Annotated in this window: 24 protein-coding genes; 9 read left to right on the top strand and 15 right to left on the bottom strand. The window is 65.6% G+C overall.

What is annotated here, in order from left to right:
• Position 1 precedes the first annotated feature (1 nt).
• Complete coding sequence (locus tag QO014_RS07375) at positions 2-970, top strand: ABC transporter permease (protein ID WP_266348033.1); 969 nt, start codon at positions 2-4, stop codon at positions 968-970.
• A gap of 83 nt (positions 971-1053) precedes the next feature.
• On the opposite strand, the gene gloA is transcribed toward QO014_RS07375, so the two are convergent.
• The gene (gene gloA, locus QO014_RS07370) at positions 1054-1470 is read right to left on the bottom strand and encodes a lactoylglutathione lyase (protein WP_266348032.1); all 417 of its coding nucleotides are present in this window, start codon (positions 1468-1470) and stop codon (positions 1054-1056) included.
• A gap of 162 nt (positions 1471-1632) precedes the next feature.
• On the opposite strand from gloA, the gene QO014_RS07365 reads away from it, so the two are divergent.
• The 4 genes from QO014_RS07365 to QO014_RS07350 all read left to right on the top strand — a co-directional run bounded on the left by QO014_RS07365 (position 1633) and on the right by QO014_RS07350 (position 5549).
• Positions 1633-3066, top strand: coding sequence for an FAD-binding oxidoreductase (locus tag QO014_RS07365; protein WP_266348031.1), 1434 nt, complete (start codon positions 1633-1635; stop codon positions 3064-3066).
• A 13-nt stretch (positions 3067-3079) separates the two neighbouring features.
• The gene (locus tag QO014_RS07360; RefSeq protein WP_266348030.1) at positions 3080-3799 is read left to right on the top strand and encodes a FadR/GntR family transcriptional regulator; all 720 of its coding nucleotides are present in this window, start codon (positions 3080-3082) and stop codon (positions 3797-3799) included.
• Between the two features lie 127 nt (positions 3800-3926).
• Positions 3927-4670: an SDR family oxidoreductase gene (locus tag QO014_RS07355; RefSeq protein WP_266348029.1), complete on the top strand. Its 744-nt coding sequence runs from the start codon at positions 3927-3929 to the stop codon at positions 4668-4670.
• A 33-nt stretch (positions 4671-4703) separates the two neighbouring features.
• On the top strand, positions 4704-5549 hold the full coding sequence (locus QO014_RS07350) for a fumarylacetoacetate hydrolase family protein (protein WP_266348028.1): 846 nt from the start codon (positions 4704-4706) through the stop codon (positions 5547-5549).
• A gap of 106 nt (positions 5550-5655) precedes the next feature.
• Here the strand turns inward: QO014_RS07350 and larB are convergent, their stop codons facing one another.
• Genes larB through QO014_RS07330 form a run of 4 tightly spaced genes read right to left on the bottom strand, consistent with a single transcriptional unit; the run spans position 5656 to position 9384 of the window.
• Positions 5656-6333 carry a nickel pincer cofactor biosynthesis protein LarB gene (gene larB, locus QO014_RS07345; RefSeq protein WP_370877110.1) on the bottom strand — a complete coding sequence of 226 codons (678 nt, stop codon included), beginning with the start codon at positions 6331-6333 and terminating at the stop codon, positions 5656-5658.
• On the bottom strand, positions 6330-7124 hold the full coding sequence (larE, locus tag QO014_RS07340) for an ATP-dependent sacrificial sulfur transferase LarE (RefSeq protein WP_266348027.1): 795 nt from the start codon (positions 7122-7124) through the stop codon (positions 6330-6332). Before larE ends, larB begins: the two co-directional genes overlap by 4 nt.
• On the bottom strand, positions 7121-8416 hold the full coding sequence (larC, locus tag QO014_RS07335) for a nickel pincer cofactor biosynthesis protein LarC (RefSeq protein WP_266348026.1): 1296 nt from the start codon (positions 8414-8416) through the stop codon (positions 7121-7123). The genes larE and larC overlap by 4 nt, the downstream gene beginning before the upstream one ends.
• 14 nt (positions 8417-8430) lie before the next feature.
• On the bottom strand, positions 8431-9384 hold the full coding sequence (locus QO014_RS07330) for an NAD(P)-dependent oxidoreductase (RefSeq protein ID WP_266348605.1): 954 nt from the start codon (positions 9382-9384) through the stop codon (positions 8431-8433).
• Between the two features lie 86 nt (positions 9385-9470).
• Between QO014_RS07330 and QO014_RS07325 the strand changes: the two genes are divergently transcribed.
• Entirely contained in the window at positions 9471-10217 is a 747-nt protein-coding gene (locus QO014_RS07325) for a FadR/GntR family transcriptional regulator (protein WP_266348025.1), read from the top strand.
• Between the two features lie 43 nt (positions 10218-10260).
• Here QO014_RS07325 and QO014_RS07320 read toward each other — a convergent pair whose 3' ends face one another.
• The 6 genes from QO014_RS07320 to QO014_RS07295 form a co-directional block, all read right to left on the bottom strand.
• On the bottom strand, positions 10261-11553 hold the full coding sequence (locus QO014_RS07320) for a nickel-dependent lactate racemase family protein (RefSeq protein ID WP_266348024.1): 1293 nt from the start codon (positions 11551-11553) through the stop codon (positions 10261-10263).
• Positions 11550-12281, bottom strand: coding sequence for an ABC transporter ATP-binding protein (locus tag QO014_RS07315; RefSeq protein ID WP_266348023.1), 732 nt, complete (start codon positions 12279-12281; stop codon positions 11550-11552). Before QO014_RS07315 ends, QO014_RS07320 begins: the two co-directional genes overlap by 4 nt.
• The gene (locus QO014_RS07310) at positions 12278-13000 is read right to left on the bottom strand and encodes an ABC transporter ATP-binding protein (protein WP_266348022.1); all 723 of its coding nucleotides are present in this window, start codon (positions 12998-13000) and stop codon (positions 12278-12280) included. Before QO014_RS07310 ends, QO014_RS07315 begins: the two co-directional genes overlap by 4 nt.
• On the bottom strand, positions 12997-14016 hold the full coding sequence (locus QO014_RS07305; RefSeq protein WP_266348021.1) for a branched-chain amino acid ABC transporter permease: 1020 nt from the start codon (positions 14014-14016) through the stop codon (positions 12997-12999). The genes QO014_RS07310 and QO014_RS07305 overlap by 4 nt, the downstream gene beginning before the upstream one ends.
• A gap of 24 nt (positions 14017-14040) precedes the next feature.
• Complete coding sequence (locus QO014_RS07300) at positions 14041-14910, bottom strand: branched-chain amino acid ABC transporter permease (protein ID WP_266348020.1); 870 nt, start codon at positions 14908-14910, stop codon at positions 14041-14043.
• A gap of 82 nt (positions 14911-14992) precedes the next feature.
• On the bottom strand, positions 14993-16207 hold the full coding sequence (locus QO014_RS07295) for an ABC transporter substrate-binding protein (RefSeq protein ID WP_266348019.1): 1215 nt from the start codon (positions 16205-16207) through the stop codon (positions 14993-14995).
• Between the two features lie 161 nt (positions 16208-16368).
• Here QO014_RS07295 and QO014_RS07290 point away from each other — a divergent pair, with 161 nt between their 5' ends.
• The 3 genes from QO014_RS07290 to QO014_RS07280 are packed head-to-tail and all read left to right on the top strand — an operon-like array spanning position 16369 to position 19270.
• The gene (locus QO014_RS07290) at positions 16369-17355 is read left to right on the top strand and encodes an aldo/keto reductase (RefSeq protein ID WP_266348018.1); all 987 of its coding nucleotides are present in this window, start codon (positions 16369-16371) and stop codon (positions 17353-17355) included.
• Positions 17356-17367: 12 nt separating this feature from the next.
• On the top strand, positions 17368-18261 hold the full coding sequence (locus QO014_RS07285; protein ID WP_266348017.1) for an amidohydrolase family protein: 894 nt from the start codon (positions 17368-17370) through the stop codon (positions 18259-18261).
• A 10-nt stretch (positions 18262-18271) separates the two neighbouring features.
• Positions 18272-19270 carry an aldo/keto reductase gene (locus QO014_RS07280; protein WP_266348016.1) on the top strand — a complete coding sequence of 333 codons (999 nt, stop codon included), beginning with the start codon at positions 18272-18274 and terminating at the stop codon, positions 19268-19270.
• A 114-nt stretch (positions 19271-19384) separates the two neighbouring features.
• Here QO014_RS07280 and QO014_RS07275 read toward each other — a convergent pair whose 3' ends face one another.
• Genes QO014_RS07275 through QO014_RS07260 form a run of 4 tightly spaced genes read right to left on the bottom strand, consistent with a single transcriptional unit; the run spans position 19385 to position 23821 of the window.
• The gene (locus tag QO014_RS07275; protein ID WP_266348015.1) at positions 19385-20347 is read right to left on the bottom strand and encodes a nucleoside hydrolase; all 963 of its coding nucleotides are present in this window, start codon (positions 20345-20347) and stop codon (positions 19385-19387) included.
• A 2-nt stretch (positions 20348-20349) separates the two neighbouring features.
• Complete coding sequence (locus tag QO014_RS07270; RefSeq protein WP_266348014.1) at positions 20350-21246, bottom strand: ABC transporter permease; 897 nt, start codon at positions 21244-21246, stop codon at positions 20350-20352.
• Positions 21243-22298 carry an ABC transporter permease gene (locus tag QO014_RS07265; RefSeq protein ID WP_266348013.1) on the bottom strand — a complete coding sequence of 352 codons (1056 nt, stop codon included), beginning with the start codon at positions 22296-22298 and terminating at the stop codon, positions 21243-21245. The genes QO014_RS07270 and QO014_RS07265 overlap by 4 nt, the downstream gene beginning before the upstream one ends.
• A complete protein-coding gene (locus tag QO014_RS07260; RefSeq protein ID WP_307257763.1) occupies positions 22295-23821 on the bottom strand; it encodes an ABC transporter ATP-binding protein in 1527 nt (508 codons plus the stop codon). Before QO014_RS07260 ends, QO014_RS07265 begins: the two co-directional genes overlap by 4 nt.
• Between the last annotated feature and the right edge of the window lie 3 nt (positions 23822-23824).

The raw sequence follows: 23824 nt of genomic DNA, 5'->3' as shown, positions 1-23824 counted from the left end.
AATGAAGACCTATTCGGATATCCGATCGTTCATGAGCGCCGGCTGGTTGCAGGGCGCGATTCCGCCGATCCTGCTCGTCGTCCTGATCCTGATCATCGAAATCGCCGCGCCGGGCTTTCTCTCCGGCGAGACGCTGATGCTGCTCCTGTCCAATACCGCGGTGCTCTTCATCCTCGCGGCAGGCGTCACCTTCGTCATCCTGATTGGCGGCATCGATCTCTCGATCCAGGCGGTGGCCTCTCTCGCCAGCGTCATCCTGGCGCAGCTTCTGCCGAGGATCGGCCTCTGGGCCTTTCCGGTCGCGATCCTGAGCGGCCTCGTCTTCGGCATCCTGTCGGGATATGTGCATGTGCGCCTCAAGGTACCGTCCTTCGTGGCGACACTCGCGACCGGCGGTGTCGTGGCCGGTATCGCGCTCTGGATCGCCGATGGACGGGCGATCACCATTGAAGAGGGCGGCCGCGCCAATACGGCGTGGATCAACGGCACCGTCGCGGGCATACCCGCCGTCGTGCTGATCGCCACCTTGATCGGGCTCGTCGCCTTCTTCGCGATGCGATACACGCGCTTCGGGCGCTACAGTCTCGCGGTCGGCGCGGGCGAACCGGCGGCGCTCGCGGCTGGCATCAACGTGCCGCGCACCAAGATCACGGCGTTCGCGGTATCCGGCATGCTGGCCGCGATCGCCGGCACGATCCTCGCCGCGCGCCTTTCCAGCGGCTCGCCCAATCTCGCCAACCAGCTTCTGCTGCCGGCCATCGCGGCGGTAATCGTGGGCGGGACGGCGATCACGGGCGGTCTCGGCGGGGTCGCGCGCACGGCAGTCGGCGCGCTGATCATCTCGATCGTGCGGATCGGCATGACGTTCGTCGGCATCAATATCTTCGCCGAGAATGTCGTGTTCGGTTCGGTGCTCATCCTGGCGGTCGCGATCACGATCGACCGCAGCAAGATCGCCATCATCAAATGAAGACCGCGCTGTACCCGGCAGCGATCGGGGCCAAACGCGGAAAGGGCCGCGCCGTCCGGCGCGGCCTCCCGTCTCGCGAAACGCTACGACATGGTGGCGAGGTCGATCAGCTCGATCTTGTAGCCGTCAGGGTCCTCGATGAAGGCGATATGCGTGGTGCCGTGCTTCATCGGGCCCGGCGGGCGCGGAATCCGGACGCCCTGGCTCTCGAGATTGGCGCAGACGGCATAGATGTCGTTGACGCCGAGCGCGAGATGGCCAAAGGCCGTGCCGAGGTCGTAGGGCTCCTCGCGGCCCCAGTTCAGCGTCAGCTCGACGACTGTATCCGTGTCCTCGGGGCCGTAGCCGACAAAAGCATTGGTGAACTTGCCTTCGGGATAATCGTCGCGCCGAAGCAGCGTCATCCCGAGCATATCGGTGTAAAACTTGATCGATTTGTCCAGATCGAGCACGCGGATCATCGTGTGCATCATTCTAAACTTGTCGGGCTTGTCGCTCATGATCGAGAGTCCTCCTGCAAATCATCGTATTTGAGCTGATTTTCGAGTGGAAGAAGCGCTTCAACTCGTTGGCGCACTTGATGTTCTGAATCAGCGTTGTATGATAACCATGCAAGTTATGTCATTGTCCAGACGTTTTGGACCCCAGTCAGGTTGATGTCCATGCACGCCGTTCTGCCGCAACAGAAAACCGCGCTCGCCGCCCTTCACGCCGCGATGCCGGAGGGCGTGCTGCTATCTGATCATTCGGATCTCGAGCGCTACAGCCGTGATTGGACGGGCGATCATTTCGGCCGCCCGCTCGCCGTCGCCCGGCCGCGCTCGGTCGAGGACGTCAGCCTGCTGATGCGCTGCTGCCATGAGCTCGGCATCCATGTCGTGCCGCAGGGCGGGCTGACGGGGCTCGTCGGCGGGGCGGTGCCGAGTTTTCCCGGCGGCGAGGTGGTGGTGTCGCTGGAGCGGATGAACAAGGTCCGCTCGATCAACGCGATCGATTTCGCCATGGTCGTCGAGGCCGGCTGCATCCTGGAGGATGCCAAGCGCCAGGCTGAGGCGGCCGATTGCATCCTGCCGATCACCTTCGGCGCGCAGGGCAGCTGCCGGCTCGGCGGCAACGTCGCGACCAATGCCGGCGGCTTCAATGTGCTTCGCTACGGTATGACGCGCGACCTCGTCCTCGGGCTCGAGGTCGTGCTCGCCGATGGCCGGATCTGGAACGGCTTGCGGACGCTGCGCAAGGATAATCGCGGCTATGATCTGAAGCAGCTGTTCATCGGCAGCGAGGGAACGCTCGGCATCATCACTGCCGTCTCGCTCAAGATGTTCCCGCGGCCGACCCAGATCGAGACCGCGCTGGTGGGGCTCGCCTCCGTCGAGGATGCGATGGCGCTCTATGCCGTCGCGCGGCGTGAATGCAGCGATCTGCTGTCGGCCTTCGAGCTCATCCTGCGCGGTGGTATCGAGATCGCCGTCAACGCTCATCCCGATCTCGATGATCCGCTGTCGCAACCCTATCCCGTCTATGTCCTGCTGGAGGCATCGGCCGGCGGCCGCGTCGACCTGAAGGCCCTCGTCGAAGATTTCCTCGCCAATGCGGGCAATCTCGTGCTCGACGGTGTCATCGCCGCGAGCCGCGCCCAGGGCGAGAAATTGTGGCTCTTGCGCGAAATGATGGTCGAGGCGCAGGGCCGGGGCGGACGTTATCTCAGGACGGACGTGTCGGTGCCGATCTCGAGCATCGCCTCCTTCGTCACCGAAAGCATCGCCGCGCTGGAGGTCGCTCATCCCGAAGCCCTGGTGGTCACCTATGGGCATGTCGGCGATGGCAATATCCATATGAACGTCGTACCGCCCGAAGGCATGCGCGCCGAGGATATGGATGGGCTTTTCCACGCGGCCGAGGACATTATCTTCGATGTGATCGACCGGCATGGCGGGTCCATCAGCGCCGAGCACGGCATCGGCCGGGTCAAGCAGCGCGCCTATATCAAGCGCGCCGACCCCTTGACGCTTGAACTGGCGGGCCGGATCAAGGATGCGTTCGATCCGCTGCACCTGCTCAGCGCGGGGCGGATACTGCCCTTGCGTGAAGTCTGACGGAGATAACGGCGTGACATTGAAGCTCGACAAGGTGAGCCGCGGCCCCAATCTCTCGACTTTGGTGGCGAGCTCGATCTCGCGCGAAATCGCGCAGGGCCGTCTGCAGCCGGGTGACCAGTTGCCGACCGAGCAGAAGCTGGCGCTGACTTTCGGCGTCAGCCGCAACGTCATCCGCGAGGCGATTGCGCGGCTTCGTTCCGAGGGGCGGATCTGGTCGCAACAGGGGCGCGGCGCCTTCGTCACCGACGAGCCGAACGCGACCGTGCTCACCATCGACTATGACGCGCTGCAGCAGGCATCGGCATTTCGCAGCCTGTTCGAGCTGCGCGGCATTCTCGAAGTTCAGGCGGCGGCGCTGGCGGCGCAGCGGCGGACGGAGGCCGATGTCGCGGCGATGCGCGAAGCGCTCGAGACGATGACCAACGTGCCCTATGGCAGCGTCATGTGGCTGACGACGGATCTGAACTTCCACAAGACGGTCGCCGCCGCGACGGGCAATTTCTACATGGTGCAGTTCCTGACATTCGTCTCGGAGCGGGTCCGCGACAGTATTCTGGCGTCGGGTAACCAGAAGAAGTCGGAGGAACTCGCCCGGGTTACGATCGGCGAGCACCAGCGAATTCTCGATGCCATCGAGGCGCGCGACCCCGCTGCCGCGCGGGAGGCGATGATCGCCCATCTCTCCGGTGCGGCGAGCCGCGTCGGGCTCCCCGAGGAGCAGGCCGAATAGAGCGTTTCGGGCGGAGCGGAACCCGCACCGCGCCAGCATAGCGCGACCAGACCAGGCGTTGACCGCCGGCGTTTCCACGAAACGCCGGGAGAGCGCCGGATATTGTCAAAACGAGGATATTGACAGGATGACGGGCCGACTTTCAGGAAAGACCGCCGTGGTGACCGCGGCGGCGCAGGGCATCGGGCGAGCGACCGTGCTGGCGTTCCTGCGCGAGGGCGCGCAGGTGCGGGCAACCGATATAGACGAGGGCAAGCTCGCCTCGCTCCGTGATCTCGCCGGCGTGTCGACGCATCGCCTCGATGTTCTGGATGGCCAGCAGATCAAGGACTTCGTGGCCACTGCCGATGCGCCGGACATCCTCTTCAACTGCGCCGGCTTCGTCCATGGCGGCTCGATCCTCGAATGCGAGGAGGAGGATTTCGATTTCTCGGTCAACCTCAATATCCGTGCCATGTATCGCATGATCCGAGGCTTCCTGCCGGGCATGATCGCGCGCGGCGGCGGCGCCATCGTCAACATGGCGTCCGTAGCCTCGACCGTGATCGCGGCGCCGAACCGCTTCATCTACGGCACCACCAAGGCCGCCGTGATCGGCATGACCAAGTCGGTCGCGCTCGACTATGTCGGCAAGGGCGTCCGCGCCAATGCGATCTGCCCGGGCACGGTCGAGAGCCCGTCACTGCAGGACCGCATGCGCTCGACCGGCGATTACGACCAGGCGCGTGCGGCCTTCGTGGCGCGTCAGCCGATGGGGCGGATCGGCAAGGCGGAGGAGATCGCCGATCTCGCCGTCTATCTCGCCAGCAACGAGTCCGCCTTCATGACCGGCAACGCCATCGTCATCGATGGCGGCTGGGCCAATGCCTGACACGACCCTCATTTCCACAGTGGAACATACGACATGAAACTTGTTCGATACGGCCAGTCGGGCCGCGAGAAGCCCGGCATCGTCGATGAAGACGGCGCGATCCGCGATCTCTCCGCGCATGTGACCGACATTGCCGGCCACGCGCTGACCGCCGAGGGACTCGCTGCCATCGCGGCGATCCCGACCGCGAGCCTGCCGGTCGTGACTGATCCGGGCCGCTATGGGCCCTGCGTTTCAGGAACGGGCAAGTTCATCTGCGTCGGCCTCAACTATGCCGACCATGCGGCCGAGACCGGCTCTGCCATTCCGGAGGAGCCGATCCTTTTCATGAAGGCGACCAGCGCCATCACCGGCCCGAACGACAATGTCATCATTCCGCGCCGCTCGAAGAGGACGGATTGGGAGGTGGAGCTTGGCGTCGTTATCGGCGATGAGGCGCGCTATGTCTCTGAAGCGGATGCGCTGGACCATGTCGCGGGCTATTGCCTGATCAACGATGTCTCGGAGCGCGAATTCCAGGCCGAGCGCGGCGGCCAGTGGACGAAGGGCAAGTCGGCCGACAGCTTCGGCCCGATCGGCCCCTGGATGGTCACGCGCGACGAGATCGTCGACCCGCAGGCCCTCAAGATGTGGCTCTCGGTCGATGGCGTCATGCGGCAGAACGGATCGACGAAGACGATGATCTTCGGCGTCGCGTTTCTCGTCCACTACATCTCGCAGTTCATGAGCCTGCAGCCCGGCGACATCATCTCGACCGGCACGCCGCCCGGCGTCGGCCTCGGCATGAAGCCCCCTGTCTTCCTCCTCGCCGGCCAGACCATCCGGCTCGGTATCGAAGGACTCGGCGAACAGTCACAGCTCACGGTCGACGCGGCCTGAGGCGGCAATCGCGCGGCGCCGGACCGGCAGCGGTCCGGTGCCGTTATCTAAATGATTTGTAGCGCTTCCTTCACGCGAACCGATGGCCCCTTCGCTCGGAAACACTCTAGCGGAAGCTGTTGAGGATGCGGATGGCGGCGCAGGCGGCGCCATAGCCATTGTCGATGTTGCAGGTCAGGAGCCCCGGCGCGCAACTCGACAGCATCGCGTTCAGGGCCGTTCTGCCATGCTCGGCCGCGCCATAGCCGACCGAGGTCGGCACGCAGATGACCGTGCTCTGCACCAGCCCGCCGAGAACGCTGGCGAGCGCCGCATCCATGCCGGCGACCGCGATGACGATCGGAAACTGCCGAATTTCCTCGATCCGGTCCATCAGCCGCCAGATACCGGCGACGCCGACATCGACGATCAGCGTTGCATCGACCCCGGCATGCCGCAGCGTGCGTGCCGCTTCGCGTGCGACCGGCGCGTCCGATGTTCCGGCAGCGACGATCGCGACCTTGCCCGTGATCATGATAGGCCGGAGCGGGCCGAAATAGGCGGTCTGCGACAGGGCGCAATAATCGAGCGCGTCGAGGTGTTCCGCGGTCAATTGCTGGAGCTTGGCCGTGTCGAGGCGCGTCAGCAGCACGCCATGGCCTTTTGTTTCCGCCAGGCTGAGGATCGAGCCGATCTGATCGGCGCTCTTGCCGAGGCAGTATACGGCTTCATCAATGCCGATCCGCTCGCCCCGGCCATGGTCGAACACCACGTCGCTTCCGCTCAGGATGTCGCTTTCGCTCACGACGTCGCTCCGACAAAGGCGCTGCCCTTGCGATAGGCCTCGAACCTGACCGGACGGGCGGCAAGCGTACCGGGCAGCAGCGCGGTGATCGCCGCGCGCAGCTCCCGGTCGCCGTCAGCTGCGGCCAGCGCGGGCTGGTCCAGCTCGACGACGACGCCAGTGTGCCGGACGCGGCAGCGCACCGTCTGCGGCTGTAGCCGTGCACCGACCAGTTTTTCCACCGCGTGGATGGCGATCAGCATGGCGGGCTCGATCGCGATGGCCGTCTCGACGCGGCTGGACAGGCATGGCGAGGCGGGTAGCTCGGCGAGATCGCCCAGCCCGAGTTCGCGAGCGAGCGCGCGGATCGAGGCCTTGTCGATCTCCGCCTCGACATAGGGATGGCGCACGCCCACCTCCCGCGCTGCATCGAGGCCAGGCCGATATTCGCCGAGATCGTCCATATTGGCTCCGGAGAGGATCTGGCGTTCCGAGACGCGCGCGATCGCGCCATAGAGATGGCCCTTGCAGAAGAAGCAACGGTTGACCGGATTGTCGAGATAGTTGCGATCGCCGAACTCCCCGGCATCGAGCGTCAGGAGGGCCCAGCCCTCGCGGTCGGCCCAGAGCCTGACCCGCTCGGTCGCCTCGGGCTGCACCGCCGGCGAAACGGCGTGGCCGACATTGACGGTGTCGGCACCAAGCAGGCGGTTAGCGACAATGGCGAGCGTCATGGAATCGACGCCGCCGCTGACGGCGATGGTGACCGGTCCGAGGGAGGACAGCACGCCCTCGAGTTTGGCTCGTATCACGGCAGCTCCCTCCTTGCCTTCAGCACGCCTTCGAGCAGTGCGCGCAATGATGAGCGCGACGCCGCCCCCGGAAGACCCGCGAGATCGTCGGCCTCGATCTTCGCAGTCCGTCCCGATGGCCGGTCTGCCGTCTTGGCGTGGTAGATGACACCGTCATGCTCGACCGTGGTCTTTTGCCGTCGCAGGATCGCACGCTCCACGAGCATGTGGCGAATGCCGAGCGTGGTGGTCTCGTCGAACGCGGCGGCCATGACGGCATCGCGCCGTTCGGGCGTTGCGAGGATGCGCAGATGCGTCATCACGCGGCCCTTCTTTCCGAAGACCTGGGCCTGCACGACATCGAGCACGCCGGGAAGGGCCCTCAAATTCGAGACGGCCTGGGCGATATCCTCGCCGGTCTGGTCGTCGATCTCGAATTCGAGCACGGCGACCTGGTCCGACGAAGCATCCCGCGCGGGCGGCGTTTCGAAGGCGAGAACGCGCACGCAATTGCTGATGCCGGGGAAGCGCTTGGTCCCGAAGCCATAGGCTGAGGATTTCAGGATTCGTGCCCCGACATGCGGGGCCGGGTTGCGGCAGAGATAGGCGAGGATCGCCGCCCCTGTCGGCGTGACGCGCTCGCCGTCCAGGCCGTCATCAATCACCGCGAAGCCTTCGAGCAAGAGGGCCGCCGCCGGGGCGGGAACCGGCAGCAGGCCATGCGCCGAGCGGACGCGGCCGCGTCCAATCGGGATCACGCCCACGGTCCAGCGCTCGGCCGCGAGCCGCGTCACCAGCCAGGCCGCCGCGACGATATCGGTGATCGAATCCCACGCGCCCACCTCATGGAAGACGACGTCATCGACATTGCGCCCGTGGACGCGTGCCTCGGCCCCGGCCAGCAGCTTGAAGATCCCGATCGCGTGCCGCTTGGTCTCGTCGTCGAGCCGGGACTGCGACAGCGCCTCGCGAATCAGGCGCCAGTCGACATGGCCGTGGTGGTCATGGTCCTCGTGAGCATGCTCGTGCTGGTGGTCATGCCCATGCGCGTGTTCGTTTGCATGGGGGTGATGATGGTGGTGGTGGGGTTCGGGAGCCGGGGCGTCGGCGTCGTCATGGCGCACGAGGAACCGGCGCCCCGTCAATATGCCGTCATCATGGGCGACGAGGCTGCATTGCACGGTCTCGATCAGCGGGCACAGCGCGAGAGCGGCCTTCAGACCCTCTTCGAGATCCGGCCGAAGGTCGAGCAGGGCGGCGACGAACATATCGCCGGCCATGCCGCCGACCGGATCGAGATGAAGATGAAGCATGAGGAGGTTCCCGCTCAGTCGGCCGCGTCTGCGGCTTCAACGAGTGTAACCCCATTGGCGGCGGCGATCACGTCGGAGAGGGCCGGCACGAAGGCATTTCCACGGCCGGCGGCAACCGCCGTGGCGAAACTGTTGCGGACCGCGGCGTTGATCGGGTTGATCGCGCCGGAGGCCAGCGCGAAGGAGGAGAGATAGGACATGTCCTTCAGCGCGTTGACCATGGCGAAGCGCTGCGCGTTTTCGTTGCGGTTCAGCACGAAGTCGAAAAAGGCCTGGTAGAAGCCGCAATCCATCCGGCTGCCGCGAAGCACGCTATCGAAAACCTGGGGCGTCAGCCCTGCCTTGGCGCCCAGCATCAGCGCCTCGGAATAGATCGCCGAGTAGCCCATCGACACGAAATTGTTGAGGAGCTTCATGGTGTGGCCGCTGCCGACGGGGCCGGTCGGGACGATGCGGGCCGCGAAGGCCTCGAGGATAGGCCGCGCCCGCGCGACATCCGCCGCCGAGCCGCCGACCATGACATCAAGCTTGCCTTCGGCCGCTTCCTTCGGCGTGCGGGCGAGCGGCGCGTCGATCAGCGTGATCTGGCTCGCCGCCAGCTCTTCCGCGAGCTTCGTCGTCACGGAGGGATTGGAGGTCGAGCAATCGATCAGGAAGAGCGGTTTTCCCGCCGCGATGATGCCGTCGGTGCCGTTGAGGACCTGCTGCACCTGGTCCGAACCCGTGACGCAGAGGATGACCACGTCGCTCGCAAGCGCCAGTTCGCGCGGCGTCGTCGCCTCCGATGCGCCGGCCGCGAGCAGCTTTTCGACTGGCGCGCGATTGCGATGCGCGAGCACGGTGACAGGCCATCCCTTGGCGCAGAGATTGCCGGCCATGCCTGAACCCATGGCGCCCACGCCGATGAAGCCGATGCGCTCCTTCATGACATTCCTCCTCCGTTGTTCGGCCCGGTTGAAGGCGCCGATGCTTCTTTGCTTTTCCGGTCCGCTTACGCTAGCAAAAGGCTATACGCGCAAGCGTCGGCACTTCATTTGCGGGATTTCGAATCCAGATGACTGACAAGGACGACGTCGTTTTCGGCGCCATCCAGCAGGTACCCAATCTGCGTAGCGGACTTGCAGATACGCTGATTGCGCAGATCGAATCCGGTGCCCTGAAGCCGGGCCAGCGTCTCCCGACCGAGCAGGCGATCGTGCAGGCGACCGGCGTCAGCCGAACCATCGTGCGCGAGGCGTTGGCGACCTTGCGCGCCAAGGGACTGATCGCGACCCGCCAGGGCCTCGGCGCGTTCGTGTCGAGCAACCCCACGCCGCCCGCCTTCACCATCCTGCCGAACGATCTCGAATCGATCGACGAGGTCCAGCGCGTGCTCGAGCTGCGCATGGGCATCGAATATGAGGCGGCGGGCCTTGCGGCCCTGCGCCGTACGCCGGAAGACATCGAGCGCATCCAGGCCTGTCTCGATGCGCTCGATCAGGCGATCGAGGAAGGCGGCTATGGCGCGCAGGAAGATTACGCCTTCCACCGCGCCATTCTCGTTGCGACGCATAATCCCTATTACGGGCGCCTGTTCGATACGTTCGGCAGCAGCATGGTGCCGCGGCAATGGGCGCGGCTCGATCGCATGACGCCGGCGGAGCGCAGGCGCCATGCGACGCGCATGCGCCGGGAGCATCACGCCATCTTCGCCGCCATTCGCGACGGCAATGAAATGGCCGCACGCCGCACGATCCGCAGCCATCTTTCGAAGAGCGCCGCGCGCTTCGAGGAGATGCGCGAGGCGAATCTGAAGCCCTGAAATCCCGGCCCGCCAGTGCGGGATGCCGAGGCTGGAGGACATGCTAGGGCGCGAAGCGGGGAACGACATAAGGCCCCTCGGGAATGATGGCGACATCCCGGTCGCCGCTCAGCGCCATGCTTTCGGCGATCGCGGCTTCAATGTCGTCAACCATCGTGACCCCGGTCAGCCTTCGATCATCGCCGGCCAGACCCGTGGAATAGAGCGCGACCTTGCCGAGCCGCATGGGCTTCAGCTGCATCTCGGTCTGCCACTCGTCGATCTCGGCGAGCGATTTCGCCGTGAGCGTCGCGAGGAAGCGTTCGGGGCCGAGCTCGACGAGCTTCGCCTGCGCCTCCCGGAACTCGGCCGAACCGAAGCCTTCCGAGCATTCGGAGGCGATGATCAGCGTGCCGCCCGGCTTCAATATGTCGAGCGGCGTCACCATCCCCTTGATGGTCTGGTAATAGGTCTTGTCGAGCGGGTAGCCGGCCGAAGAGGTCACGACGGTCGAGAATTTCCGGTCGAAGCGGATGTTGGTCGCCTCGCTGACGAAGTCGACAGCAGCCTGGTGGCTCGCAATGATCTCGCCAAAGGTGATGCAGACGAGATCGCGGTCCTCGTCCAGCACCGTGTTGAGCGCATAGACCTCGCCCAGCATGCGGACGATCTGAAGCTGTTCCTCATGGAGCGGGTTGCCGACGAGGTTGCACTGAACCGCCAGCGGATCTTCCATGAAGCGCGCGGAATGGAAGGTCCGGATCGTCTCGTGATGGGCGACGCCGGGCGCGATGACCTTGCGGCCGCCGGACCAGCCGGCCATGAAATGCGGCTCGACCAGGCCGGTCGCGATCCTCAGATCGGCTTCGACGAACAGCCGGTCGAGCTTGACGGGCGTGTGGCGCGTCGGTGTATGGCCGAGATCGACATGGGCCGCCTCGTCGCGCGCATAATGGTTCTCAATCCGGACATGCTCGAGCACCCAGGGATCGCCGATCAGCTCGGCGAGCTCGTCGCCGAGATTGGGCCGGTGAAGCCCTGTCGCGACCAGGATCGATATCTGTTGCAGCGGAATGCCCGCCGCCATCATGGTTTCGATCATCGGGCGCAGAAAGAGCCCGTTCGGGACCGGCCGCGTGATGTCGCAGATGAGGATGCAGGCGCTCTTTCGGCCCTTGGCCAGTTCGGCCAGCGGCAAGGCCGCGATCGGCTTCGAAAACGCAGCCTGGAGCGCGCCAGCAGGGTCCGCGAGCTTCGGCAGCGGCTGCTTGCGGACGAGCGTTGCGACGGCATCCGGCGGCAGGCTTACCGACAGATGGCCGCGGCCATAGGAAACGGCGATCGGATCATGACTCATGAAGCCTGTTCCGTAATTCCACCCAGATAGAGCTCGCGCATCAGCGACATGTCCTTGAGTTCGGCGATGGGACCGGAGGTCACGATGCGGCCATTCTGCATCAGATAGCCCCGGGTGGCGACGGACAAGGCCAAACCGGCGTTTTGTTCCACAAGCAGGACGGATGCGCCGAACTGCTTGCCGATGCCGAGGATGATCGCCTGGATCTCCTTGACGAGCAGGGGGGAGAGGCCGAGCGACGGCTCGTCGAGGAGCAGCACGCGCGGGCGGGCCATCAGACCGCGCGCGATCGCCAGCATCTGCTGCTGGCCGCCGCTGAGTGAGCCGCCCTTCTGGTGGCGTTTCGTCGCCAGGATCGGGAAGAACGCCTCCATCGTGCCGACATCGGCCTCGATCGCTTCGGTATCCGTCCGCGCATAGGCGCCGAGACGCAGGTTCTCGCCGACCGTCATCTCCGCAAAGATGCGCCGCCCCTCGGGCACGAGCACGACGCCGCGCTTGGCGAGAATGTCGGGCGTCCGGCCGGTCAGGTCCTCGCCATTGAAGATGACGGTTCCGCCCCGTGGCTTGACGAGGCCGACGATCGTGCGCAGCAGCGTCGACTTGCCAGCGCCGTTCGGGCCGAGGATGGTGATGACCTCGTTTTCCTGCAGCGTCAGGGAGACGTTGCGGTTGACGACGGTCGGGCCATAGCCGGTGGTGACATCGCTGATGGAGAGAAGCGTCACAATACGCCTCCGAGATAGACTTCCAGAACCTTCGGATCGTTCAGGACGTCGTGGATGAGGCCGTCCGCGATCTTCGATCCGAAATCGAGCACGACCAGCCGACGGCAGAGCATCTGCATCAGCTTCATGTCGTGGTCGATCACGCAGACGCTGATTCCATGCTGCGGAAACTGCTTGACCAGACCAACGAGGGTCTGCGTCTCCCTGTCGTTCAAGCCCGCCGCCGGCTCGTCGAGCAGGATGAGCGAAGGTCGTGTCGCAAGGGCGAGCGCAATCCCGAGAAGGCGCAGGCTGCCGAAGGGCAGGATGCCGGCGCGCTCATGGGCGAGTTCGGACAGGCCGACAAAGTCGAGCAGCGCGTCCGGCGTGGTCCAGGGATAGGGCCGGGCGGATTTGCGGGCGTGCTCGCAGGCGATCTGCACATTCTCGAAGACGGGAAGGCCGGGAAAGGCCATCGCCTGCTGGAAGGTGTGGGCGATGCCCGCGCCCGATACCTCATGGGCGACGAGGCCCGTAATGTCGCGGCCGTGCCAGGTGACGGCGCCGGCCGTCGGCTTGTAGACGCCGGTGACGACATTGAACAAGGTCGTCTTGCCGGAACCGTTCGGCCCGACAACGCCGAGGATTTCGCCCTCGTCGATGGAGAGGTCCACGCCCGAAAGGGCGGTCACGCCTCCGAACTGCTTGCGCAGGCCCCTGATTTCCAGAATCGCGTTCATCGCCTTGCCCCGGATGCGTTGTTGGCGCCGGCCGCTGGCGTCTCCGCGCGCGAGCCGAAGGCGGCCTTGACGATCGCCTGCAGGCCCTGCAGCAGGCCGGCGATCAGCCCGTTCGGCAGCAGCAGGATGACCGCGATCAGGCAGACGCCATAGAGAATGCGCGATTCCACTGGATCGAGGTTCAGCATTTCCGGCAGGAAGGAGACGAGAATGCCGCCCGCGATCGGGCCGAGCAGCAGCCGCGCGCCGCCGATCATCACCATCAGGGCAAGATAGATGCTGGGGAAGGACGAGAACTGGTTCGGCGAGATATGGCGGAAGAAATAGGCGAGGAGCACGCCCGACACTCCCGCGAACAGGCCGCTGACGACAAAGGCGCCGATCTTGTGCCGGCCGACATTGATGCCGAGCGAGGCAGCGAGCTTCTCGTTCTCGCGGATCGCCCGCAGCGTGCGGCCATAGGAGGAGTTGATGATGGCCCAGCTCGCGATCGCGCTGATCGCGACGAAGGCGACGACGATGAAATAATAGGGCACGAGCTCGCCCGCATCGCGGCCGAACCAGGTTACCGGCAGTTGCAGGTCGAGGCCGGTGGCGGCGCCCGTGAAGTCACCGCCATTGGTCAGCACGATGGCCAGCAACTGGCCGAAGGCGAAGGTCATGATGACGAAATGGTGGCCGCTGACGCGCAGCGATGGCACGCCGACAATGGCCGCTGCCACCGCCGCCAGGAGGCTCCCGAGCGGCAGGGCGACCCAGAAGCCGATGCCCGCATCACGGGCGAGGATCGCCGCGACATAGGCACCGACGCCGACCAGCGCGGCATGACCCATGGAGAGGATGCCGGTCTGGCCGAACAGCACGGCGAGGCCATAGAGCGCGACGATGTTGATGCCGGCGGATATTGCGAGCGACAGCGTGCGGTTGCTGGGGCCGAGGGCCGGAACCAGCACCAGGACGCCGATCACGAGCAGGGCCGGCAGGAGGGAAGCGAACGGGGAGGCGCGGTTTTTCATGGTATGGGACGCTTTCATCGCCGCTCAGGCCATCTTGGGGCCGCTTGTGCCCCCGAAGAGGCCATTGGGCTTGATGAGAAGAACGAGGATCATGAGGCCGAACGAATAGGCGTCGGTCCATTCGGAGAAGCCGTAGCCGGCGCTGAATCCCTCGACGATGCCGAGGATGAGGCCTGCGACGACAGCGCCCGTCAGATTGCCGAGACCGCCCATCAGCGCGACGGCGAAGCCCTTCATGACCATGGTGCCGCCGGTAAAGGGCGTGACCGGGAAGAGCGCGATCAGCAGCGCGCCGCCGAGGCCGGCCAAGGCGCTGCCCAGCACGAAGACGCCGGTGATATAGCGACGGACGGGAATGCCCATCAGCGCGGCGGTATCGCGATCTTCGACCGCGGCGCGCAGCGCGCGGCCATAACGGCTGCGGGTGATCATGACGAAGGTCATGGCGACCACCGCGATCGTGACGAGGATGACCATCACGCGGACCGAGGCGATGCGAACGCCCGAGACATCCCAGACGCCGGAAAGCGGCCGCGGAATGCTCTTCTGGTTAGGGCCGAAGAACAGGATGACGACGTGCTGCAGGACGATGATCAGGCCGAGCGAAACGATGAAGCCGTTGGTCGGTCGCGTCAGGGTGAACTGGAACAGGCCGCGCTCGAGCGCGAAACCCATGACCGCCACGACGAGGATCGCGATCAGCATGGCCGGGAGGAACGGAATGCCCTGCTGCACCGCGATCCACGTCACGATGCTGCCGACCATCAGGAACTCGCCATGGGCGAAGTTGATGATGCCTGTCAGGCCGAAGATGAGGGTGACGCCAACGGCGATCAGCGTGATGACGCTCGCGATCGAGAGGCCGTTCAGCACCTGCTGTATGAGGATATCCACTTCGGTCTCCGCCGGTGAATGAAACTGCCGGGATCGACGGACGGCGCCAGGAAGGCTGCGCCGTCCGTCGATCTTCCTGGGGCTAGTTCGGTGCGTCAGCCGGCGGCTGCTGCATGGCGCAGGTTATTGCACCGCCCGGCGCGGCGGCGCAGACCTCCGTCGCATGCGTCACCTGATGCGAGCTGTTGAACGAGAGATCGTCGGAGACGACGCCCTTGTGGTGCAGGGTTTCGAGTGCTGCCACAGTCGCGTCCGGATCGAGCGATCCGGCCTTTTCCCAGGCTTCGGCGAGGAAGTGGACATAGTCGTAGTAGAGCAGCGAGACGGAGGAGGTCACGCCCTTGGGTGCGCCGGCCGCGAAGTAGTTGGTGAAATAGGCCTTCGCGTTGGCGTTCGAGGATTCGCCCCAGCAGATCGGCACGCAGCTCATCGCCACCGGAACATCGGCGGTGAGCCCGCGCTCCTTCCAGATACCCGGATCGACGCCGAACAGGAAATAGCTCGGCGCCACGCCCAGTTCGAGCGCCTGCGGCAGGGCCGTCAGCGTCGAGTCACCATTATACCAGAAGTGGACCACGTCGGGATTGAGGCTCTTCGCACGCGTCAGGAAGGGCGAGAAGTCGGTGGTATCCGGCGGATAGGAGATGACTTCCGGCACCTCCTGGCCCTCGGCCTTCAGCGCCTTGACGTAATAGGAGGTGAGGAACTGGCCCGTCGCGTCATTGCCGACGATGACGACCGACTTCTTGAGCGGATGGCCGACCAGCGGGGTCAGCAGGCTCAGCACGCCGCGCGCCGTCGAGCCCGAGCGCTGGAATTCCTGCGGTTCGGACTGGAACAGATAATGGTCCTCGCCGCCGGGCGCGACGGACTGGGGATTGAGAACCTTAGCCAGCGTACTGTTACCGGCAAAATGGATCACCTTGGCGGGCTGGGTGATCTTGGCCATGGCCAGCGTGAAATCATGTGATTCGGAACCGAAGATCGCGGCGACCTTGTCGTCGCGGACCAGTTCCTGCGTTGCGGCGATCGCGGTCGAGATGTCGGTGCGGTCGTCGCGCTTCAGCAGTTCGATCTTGTAGGTCTTGTCGCCGACCTTCACGCCGCCGGCATCGTTGATCTCCTTGACCGCCAGGCCGACGCCCGCAGGCAGGGTGTGGCCGGCCGAGACGAAAGCGCCGGACTCAGCGGCGACGACGCCGATCTTGATGGTGTCGGCGTCCTGCGCGGCCGCCTGATATGCGGATGCGGCGAGGCAAAGCGCCAGGGACGCGCCTCTCAATAGCAGTGAGCGCAAGGTCTGATCCTCCCAGAGCAAATTTTTGCAGTCTTACCGGGTTGTCGTACAACCCTATTTTCTGTTAGTGGCATTGACCGGGGATGTCAAGCGAGCGTAGGGACACTCCCGGCAGGCCGGCGCGACAGTGCGGCAGGCGGCAGATGAACGAGGAGATCGGGATGAGATCGAGGGATTTTGGCCGGACGGGCCGCAAGGTGAGCGAGATCGGCTTCGGCGCATGGGCCATCGGCGCGTCATGGGGCGAGGTGAATGACGAGGAGGGACTGGCGGCCCTGCACACGGCGCTCGATACCGGCGTCACCTTCATCGACACGGCCGACGTCTATGGCGACGGACATTCGGAGAAGCTGATCGCCAAGGTCGTGCGGGAGCGCGGCGGCGAGCGGCCTTTCATCGCCACCAAGGCTGGCCGCCGACTACCGGCGCAGACCGTCGCCGGCTATACGTTCGAGAACCTGTCGGCCTATATCGACCGCAGCCGCACCAATCTCGAGATGGATACGCTCGATCTCGTGCAGCTGCATTGCCCGCCGACGGACCTCTATTACCATCCGGAGATCTTCGAGAGCCTCGACAAGCTCAAGGCGCAGGGCAAGATCCGCGACTACGGCGTCAGCGTCGAGCGGATCGAGGAAGCCCTGAAGGCGATTGAGTATCCGGGCGTCGTCAGCGTCCAGATCATCTTCAACGCGTTCCGTCAGCGCCCGATCGAACATTTCTTCAAGCTCGCCCAGGAGAAGAATGTCGCGATCATCGCCCGCGTGCCGCTGGCGAGCGGCCTGCTGTCCGGAAAGTTCACCAAGGACACCCAGTTCGCAGCGACGGACCATCGCCTGTTCAATCGAAATGGCGAAGCTTTCGATGTCGGCGAGACCTTCTCGGGCGTGCCCTATGAGATCGGCCTCGAGGCCGTCGAGCGCGTCCGCCCGCTGGTCTCGGGCGATGCCAGCATGGCCCAGTTCGCGCTGCGCTGGATCCTGATGTTCGACGCGGTCACCGTCGCCATTCCCGGTGCTCGCAATCCGGCCCAGGCACGCTCGAATGCTGCGGCGGCGGAGCTTCCCCCGCTCAGCGACGATGCGATGCAGGAGATCCGCGCGATCTACGAGTCCTTCATCAAGCCCTACGTGCATCAGCGCTGGTAGTCGGAGAGTTCCATGTCTTCACCTGTCATCGGCTCTTCACCCGTCATCGACGCTCATCACCATTTCTGGGATCCCGCCTCCGGCGGCGATTATGGCTGGCTGAGCGGTCCATTCGCGCCGATCAACCGCACATTCGAGCCGGACGATCTGCGTCCGGCCCTGCTGCAGAACGGCATCGACGGAACGGTGCTGGTGCAGACATGGAACGATCTGGGCGAAACCCGGGATTTCATCCGTACGGCGGCGGCGACGGATTTCGTCGCCGGCGTCGTCGGCTGGATCGACCTGACCGATCCCGATGTCGGCGAGACCATTGCGGCCCTGCAGGCAACACCGGAAGGAAAATGGCTCGTCGGGGTGAGGCATCTCATCCAGACCGAGAACGACCCGAACTGGCTGTTGCGCGGCGACGTCAAGCGCGGTCTTCGGGCCGGCGGCGCCGCGGGCCTCGCCTATGATCTCGTGCCCAACCTGCCGCAGCTTCCCTCCTGCGTGCAGATAGTGGCCGCGTTGCCCGAGCAGCGCTTCGTGCTCGATCACATCGCAAAGCCCGAGATCCGCAATGGCGGCTTCGACGAATGGGCAGCGCTGATGCGGGGCTTCCGCGCGGAGCGGGGTCATGTCTGGTGCAAACTGTCCGGCATGGTGACCGAGGCGAACTGGGAAAGCTGGACGCCGGCCGACCTCAAGCCCTACGTGCTTGAAGTGCTGGACATTTTCGGCGTCGAGCGCTGCATGTTCGGAACGGACTGGCCGGTCTGCCTGGTGGCTGCGAGCTATACGCGCGTTGTGGATGCGCTGCGCGAATGCCTCGTCGATCTCTCCAGCGACGAGCAGGACCAGATCTTCAGTCGATCGGCCATCGAGGCCTACCGGCTGCCGGACTTTTACAGCGCGGCCCCATAGGATCGTCACCATGACAGAGTTGGCAGCATCATCGGGCCTGGCGCCATCGTCGGGCAAGATCGGCTTTCGTTCGCGCCTCGGCTTCGGCGCGAGCGGCATCGGCACGCTCTACCGCAATGTCTCGGAGGATCAGGCGGCCGAGACATTGGCGGCGGCCTATGATGCCGGCCTCCGCTATTTCGATACGGCGCCGCTCTATGGGCACGGCTTGAGCGAATTGCGCGTCGGACGATTCCTGCGGACCGTGCCGCGCGAGACGCTGACGGTATCGACCAAAGTCGGCCGCTATCTGGTGCCGCCCTATGGCGAGGCCGTCGATTACGGGCTCTGGGCGCGGCCGCTGCCGCTCAAGCCCGTCTTCGACTACAGCTATGCCGGCACCATGCGCGCGCTGGAGCAATCGGCCAACCGACTCGGCATCGCCGATTTCGACCTCGTCTATATCCACGATGTCGACCGCTTCACGCATGGCGACGCCTATGAGCGGCGGTTCAACGAGGCGATCGAGGGTTGCTTCCGGGCCCTCGACGACCTTCGCAAGGCGGGGCACGTCAAGGCGATCGGCGTCGGCGTGAACGAGAGCGACGTGGCGACGCGCTTCCTGAAGGCGGCGACGTTCGATGCCGTGATGATGGCGGGTCGCTACACGCTGCTCGATCGGCAGGCCGAGGCCGACCTTCTGCCAGAGGCGGCACGGCAGGGAACGGAGATCGTCGTTGCAGGCGTCTTCAATTCCGGCATCCTCGCCGCGGGGCCGGATGCCGTGGGCACGACCTATGATTACGGCGCGCCGCCAGCGGCGGTGATTGCGCGGGCGCAGCGCATCGCGGCCGTCTGCGCGACCCATGACGTGCCGCTCCAGGCCGCAGCTATCCAGTTCCCGTTCCGCAATCCCCTGGTGTCGGCGGCGGTTCTCGGCATGAGCCGCCCAGACCGCATCGGCCAGAATCTCGCCTGGTATCGACAGGCGATACCGGAAGCATTCTGGGCTGAGCTCGAGACGGTGTAGCTGCCGGCCCCGGCGTCATCGATGCCGTCCCGCGATCCGGCGGGGCTGCTTGGGCCATGACGACGCGGCACGGCCAAGGCAGCCCGTCTCGGGCGGCCTTTGGTGACCTGACCCTCAGCGGCCAGACCTGAGCTGCAGGGTCGAGCGATAGAGCCGCCTGAGGCCTTCGGCATCGACGCCGGTGCAGATCCTGTGTTCGGGCCGGCCATCCCACGGGCTGGGTGGGCCCGATTGGTCGGCCGGCTTCTGGATGGTCATGCCGAAGGCCAGACCTTCGCTGACGACCCTGATGCTGCCACGCCGGGTTTCGAACAGGTCTGGGGCCAGCAGATAGGCAACGGCCGAACTGTCATGGACATAGATGCTGTCGACGCCGCCTTTCAGATGGAAGGCTTCATAGAAGCGGGAGATTTCCCAGATGAAGCGGCCGACCTTGCCCGCCTCATTCGCCAGTGCGCGCAGGAACGGGGTGGGCATCCGGGTCTGCTGCGTGACGTCCAGACCGACCATGGTGAGCGGCCAGTTCGCGCCAGTGACTTCATCGGCCGCGAGCGGGTCGCCCCATATATTGGCCTCAGCGGCCGGGGTGACGTTTCCAAGCACGCCGTTGATCCCGAAGGCGCCGCCCATGATGACCACCTGCTTGACCAACGGCGCGATATCGGGCGCCTCGCGGAGCGCGAGCGCGAGGTTGGTCATGCGCCCGACCGCGACGATCTCGATTTCGCCGGGATGGGTGCGCACCAGATCGATGATCAGACGATACGCAGGACGCGGGTCGGGCTGACGGGTCAGGACGGCGGGTATATCAATGTCGCCGAGGCCGTTGCCGCCATGGACGAAATCCGGGGGATCGCCTGCCGCGCCCACCAGCGGCGCGCCGGCCCCGCGCCCAATCGGCGCCGCGATGCCGAACCGCTCGGCGAGGTAGAGCGCGTTGCGCGTCGTCGTCTCGATCGTGCCATTGCCGAATGTGGTGGTGATCGCCAGCAGATCCACCTCGGGGGAGGCGTGGAGAAACAGCAGGGCCATCGCGTCGTCGATGCCGGGATCGGTGTCGAAGATCACCTTGTGCATGGTCAGTGGGCCTCGCGGCGTTTGCGGCGCCGGGCATGGATGACCATGGCCAGCACCGGAACAAGATAGGGAATGGCCTGCAGCAACTCGCTTGGGACGCCGAAGCCCTGCAGTGACAGCGTGATTGCCTCGGTCGTGCCGAGCAGCAGGGCGGCCGCCATCGTTCCCCAGGCATAGCCGAAGCCCATCACGTCGGCCGCGAGCGCGATGAAGCCGCGCCCGGCCGTCATGTTCTGCGAGAACCAGCTGACATAGCCCATCGACAGGAACGCGCCCGCGGCACCCGCGAAGAGGCCGGAGATGAGCAGCGCCGTGACCTGCACGCGCAGCACGGGCACGCCGGTTGCCGCCGCAGCCTCGGGGTTCTCGCCGACCGCCCGCATGGCGAGCCCAAGCGGTGTTCGGTTGACCAATATGGCAACAAGCGGCACGGCGAGCAGGCCCGCATAGGTCAACACATTATGTCCCGAGAGCAGCGGGCCGAGGATCGGGATGTCGTCGATCAGGGGAAGCCTCACCATGGGCAGGGTCAGGCTCGGCAGCGAGCTGGAAATGCCCTTGTCACCCGTCAGCGCGAACAGCGCGAGCGTGGTGCCGGCCAGGGCGGCCATGTTGAGGGCAATGCCCGAGAGCACGAGATCGGCGCGCAGCAGATGGATGGCGACCGAGAGCAGGGCCGCCAGCACCGCGCCGGCGAGCAGCGCTGCGACCAGTCCGAGCCAGGCGTTCTGGGTCAGAGCGGAGATCACCACGCCCGCCAAGGCACCCGCCAGCATCATGCCTTCGATGCCGATATTCAGCACGCCGGCACGCGACGAGACATGGACGCCGAGCCCGGCCAGGATCAACGGTGTCGAGACGCGTAATATGGCCGGGACCAGTCCGAGCAGGTCGATCATCGGGCGGCTCCCGGCGAGCGCGCGCCAAAGGCACGCAGCAGGCGTGGATTGCGCGTCAGGGCGGCGGCCGTCACGGTGACGAGGAGCAGCGCTTGCATCAAGCCTACGGCCTCGTTGGGAATGTCGAAGTTCCGCGCCACGAGGTCGCCGCCGACCTGCAGCCAGCCGAGAAACAGCGCGGCGGGGATGACCAGCGCAGGATGGTCGCGCGCGAGGATGGCGACGGTGACGCCCGTCCAGCCATTGCCCGGCAAGGCTTGCCATGAAAAGCGCTGGTAGAGACCGAGCATCTCGATTCCGCCACCGAAGGCCGCGATTAGCCCGCCCAGGATCTGCGCCCGCAGCCCGATCCGGGCCACGTCGAGCCCGAGATGCGCGGCGAAACTCGGATTGGCACCGGCGATCCGGCTCTCGAAGCCGCCGGCCGTGCGGAACAGGTAGAGCGCGCCGAGACCGCAGGCCGCGAGCGCGAGCAGCACCCCGATATGGATGCGGGTTCCCTCGATGAGGCGCGGGAGCCTCGCGTCGGCCGGGATCTTGAATGAGACCATGGCGCCCGCCGCCGGATCGCGCAGCCAGACATTGAGCACATAGAGCCCGATGAACAGCGCAGCGAAATTGAGCATGAGCGAGGAGACGAGTTCGGACGCGCCGTAGCGGGCGCGCAATACGCCGGGGACGACGCATACGGAGGAGCCGATGACGGCGCCAGCGAGCAGAGCGGCCGGAGCGAGCCAGGGGCCGGGCAGCGGCAAGATCAGTGCTGCGGCGACCGTGCCCAATCCGCCGAGGAAGAACGCGCCCTCCACGCCGAGGTTGAACATGCCGGCTCGCAGGATCAAGGCCACGGCGAGCCCGCAGAACATGGACGGCGTGGCGAGTTCGATGATGTTGCCGATATGGCGGATGCTCTTGAACGGGCCGAACAGGAAGGTCGTCACGACACCGACCGGATCGGCCTGGGTCATGGCAAGAGGCACGAGAACGAGTGCCACGACGACGAAAACGATCGCGAGCGTGAGTGCGGTTTCTGCGAGAGCGTTGCGGATCATGCGGCGACCTCGAGCCCGAGCATGAACGGGCCGAGCCGGGCCGGCGTCAGCTCCGGATCGTTGGGGAGGCTGGCGACGATCCGCCCGGCATAAAGCACGACGATCCGGGTGGAGAGACGCAGCAGTTCGTCGAGGTCGGCGCTGAGCAGCAGCACCGCGCAGCCGGAGCGCGCGAGGGCGACGATCTGGTCCTGGATGAAATTGGCGGCGGCGACGTCGATGCCCCGCGTTGGCTGGTCGACGATCAGGAAACGTGGGTTCGAGCCGAATTCGCGCGCTGCGATGATCTTCTGCGCATTGCCGCCGGAGAGCGCGCCGAGTGGCGCGAGCGGGCCCGGACATCGCACTGCGAAGCGGTCGATGATGCCGCGCGTCGTCTCGATCATGGCGCGGGGCTTCAGCAGCGGGCCGAAGCGATAGTTGCGATGGGCGCCGGCCAGCGCGTTCTCGGTGAGCGTCAGGCGGCGCGATCCGCCGTCGCGGAAGCGGTCGGCCGGCAAATGCGCGAGGCCGCGCCGGCGAAGGGCGCCGGTGTTCGCGCCGGCTACGCTCTTCCCATCCCACGCGATCATGCCGGCGTCGGGCTGGCATGCACCCGTCAGCACCTTGACGAGGCCGCGCTGGCCGGATCCATCGACGCCGGCGATACCGAGGATCTCGCCCGGACGAATTGCGAGGTCGATCGCATCGAGGCGGTCATTGGCGTCGCGTGCCCGCAAGGTCAGGCCGCGAACGGTAATGCGGGCTTCGGCCGATTGGGGTTCCGGTCGGACGATGGCGGAGGTTCCGGCTTCGCCCATGACGAGGCGCGCGATCTCGTCATCGGATATCGCCGACATCGGAGCATCGCCCGATACGCGTCCGGCACGAAGCGTCGTAACCTGCTGCGCCAGGGCGCGCACTTCCTTGAGCTTGTGGGAAATGAACAGGATCGTCAGCCCGCTTTCGCGCAGGGCGACGAGGCGGCGGAAGAGTTCCTCGGTCTCGGGCGGTGAGAGCACCGCCGTCGGCTCGTCGAGAATGAGAATCCGGGTGTCGCGGGAGAGGGCCTTGAGGATCTCCACCTTCTGCTGCGCCGCGACCGAGAGCGTGGCGAGTTTCGCATCCGGGTCGACATCAAGGCTGTAACGGGCGGCGAGATCGAGCACGCGCGCCCGGGCCTTGGCGCGATCGACGAAGGGGCCCCGGCGCGGTTCCTGCCCGAGCAGGATGTTCTCGGTCACCGTCAGGCTGCCGATCAGCGAGAAATGCTGATGCACCATGCCGATACCGAGGGCGGCCGCCGCGCGTGGACTATCCGGGCGGACGGGCTCTCCATTGATGGAGATGCTGCCGGCGCTCGGCAGCTCCAGCCCGGACAGGATCTTCATCAGGGTCGACTTGCCGGCACCGTTCTCGCCGCAGATCGCGTGAATGGTGCCGGCGGCGACCGAGAAGCCGACATCGGACAGGGCAACCGTCCCGTTGGGATAGGTCTTCGAAACATGCTCGAAGCGGATCAAGGGACGGTTGCTCGGGCTCATCGA

Origin of the sequence: Kaistia dalseonensis (assembly GCF_030814715.1) — a bacterium.
Classification (GTDB): domain Bacteria; phylum Pseudomonadota; class Alphaproteobacteria; order Rhizobiales; family Kaistiaceae; genus Kaistia; species Kaistia dalseonensis.
The sequence above is the reverse complement of the archived record's forward strand: the minus strand, read 5'-3'. Positions and strand labels throughout refer to the sequence as shown.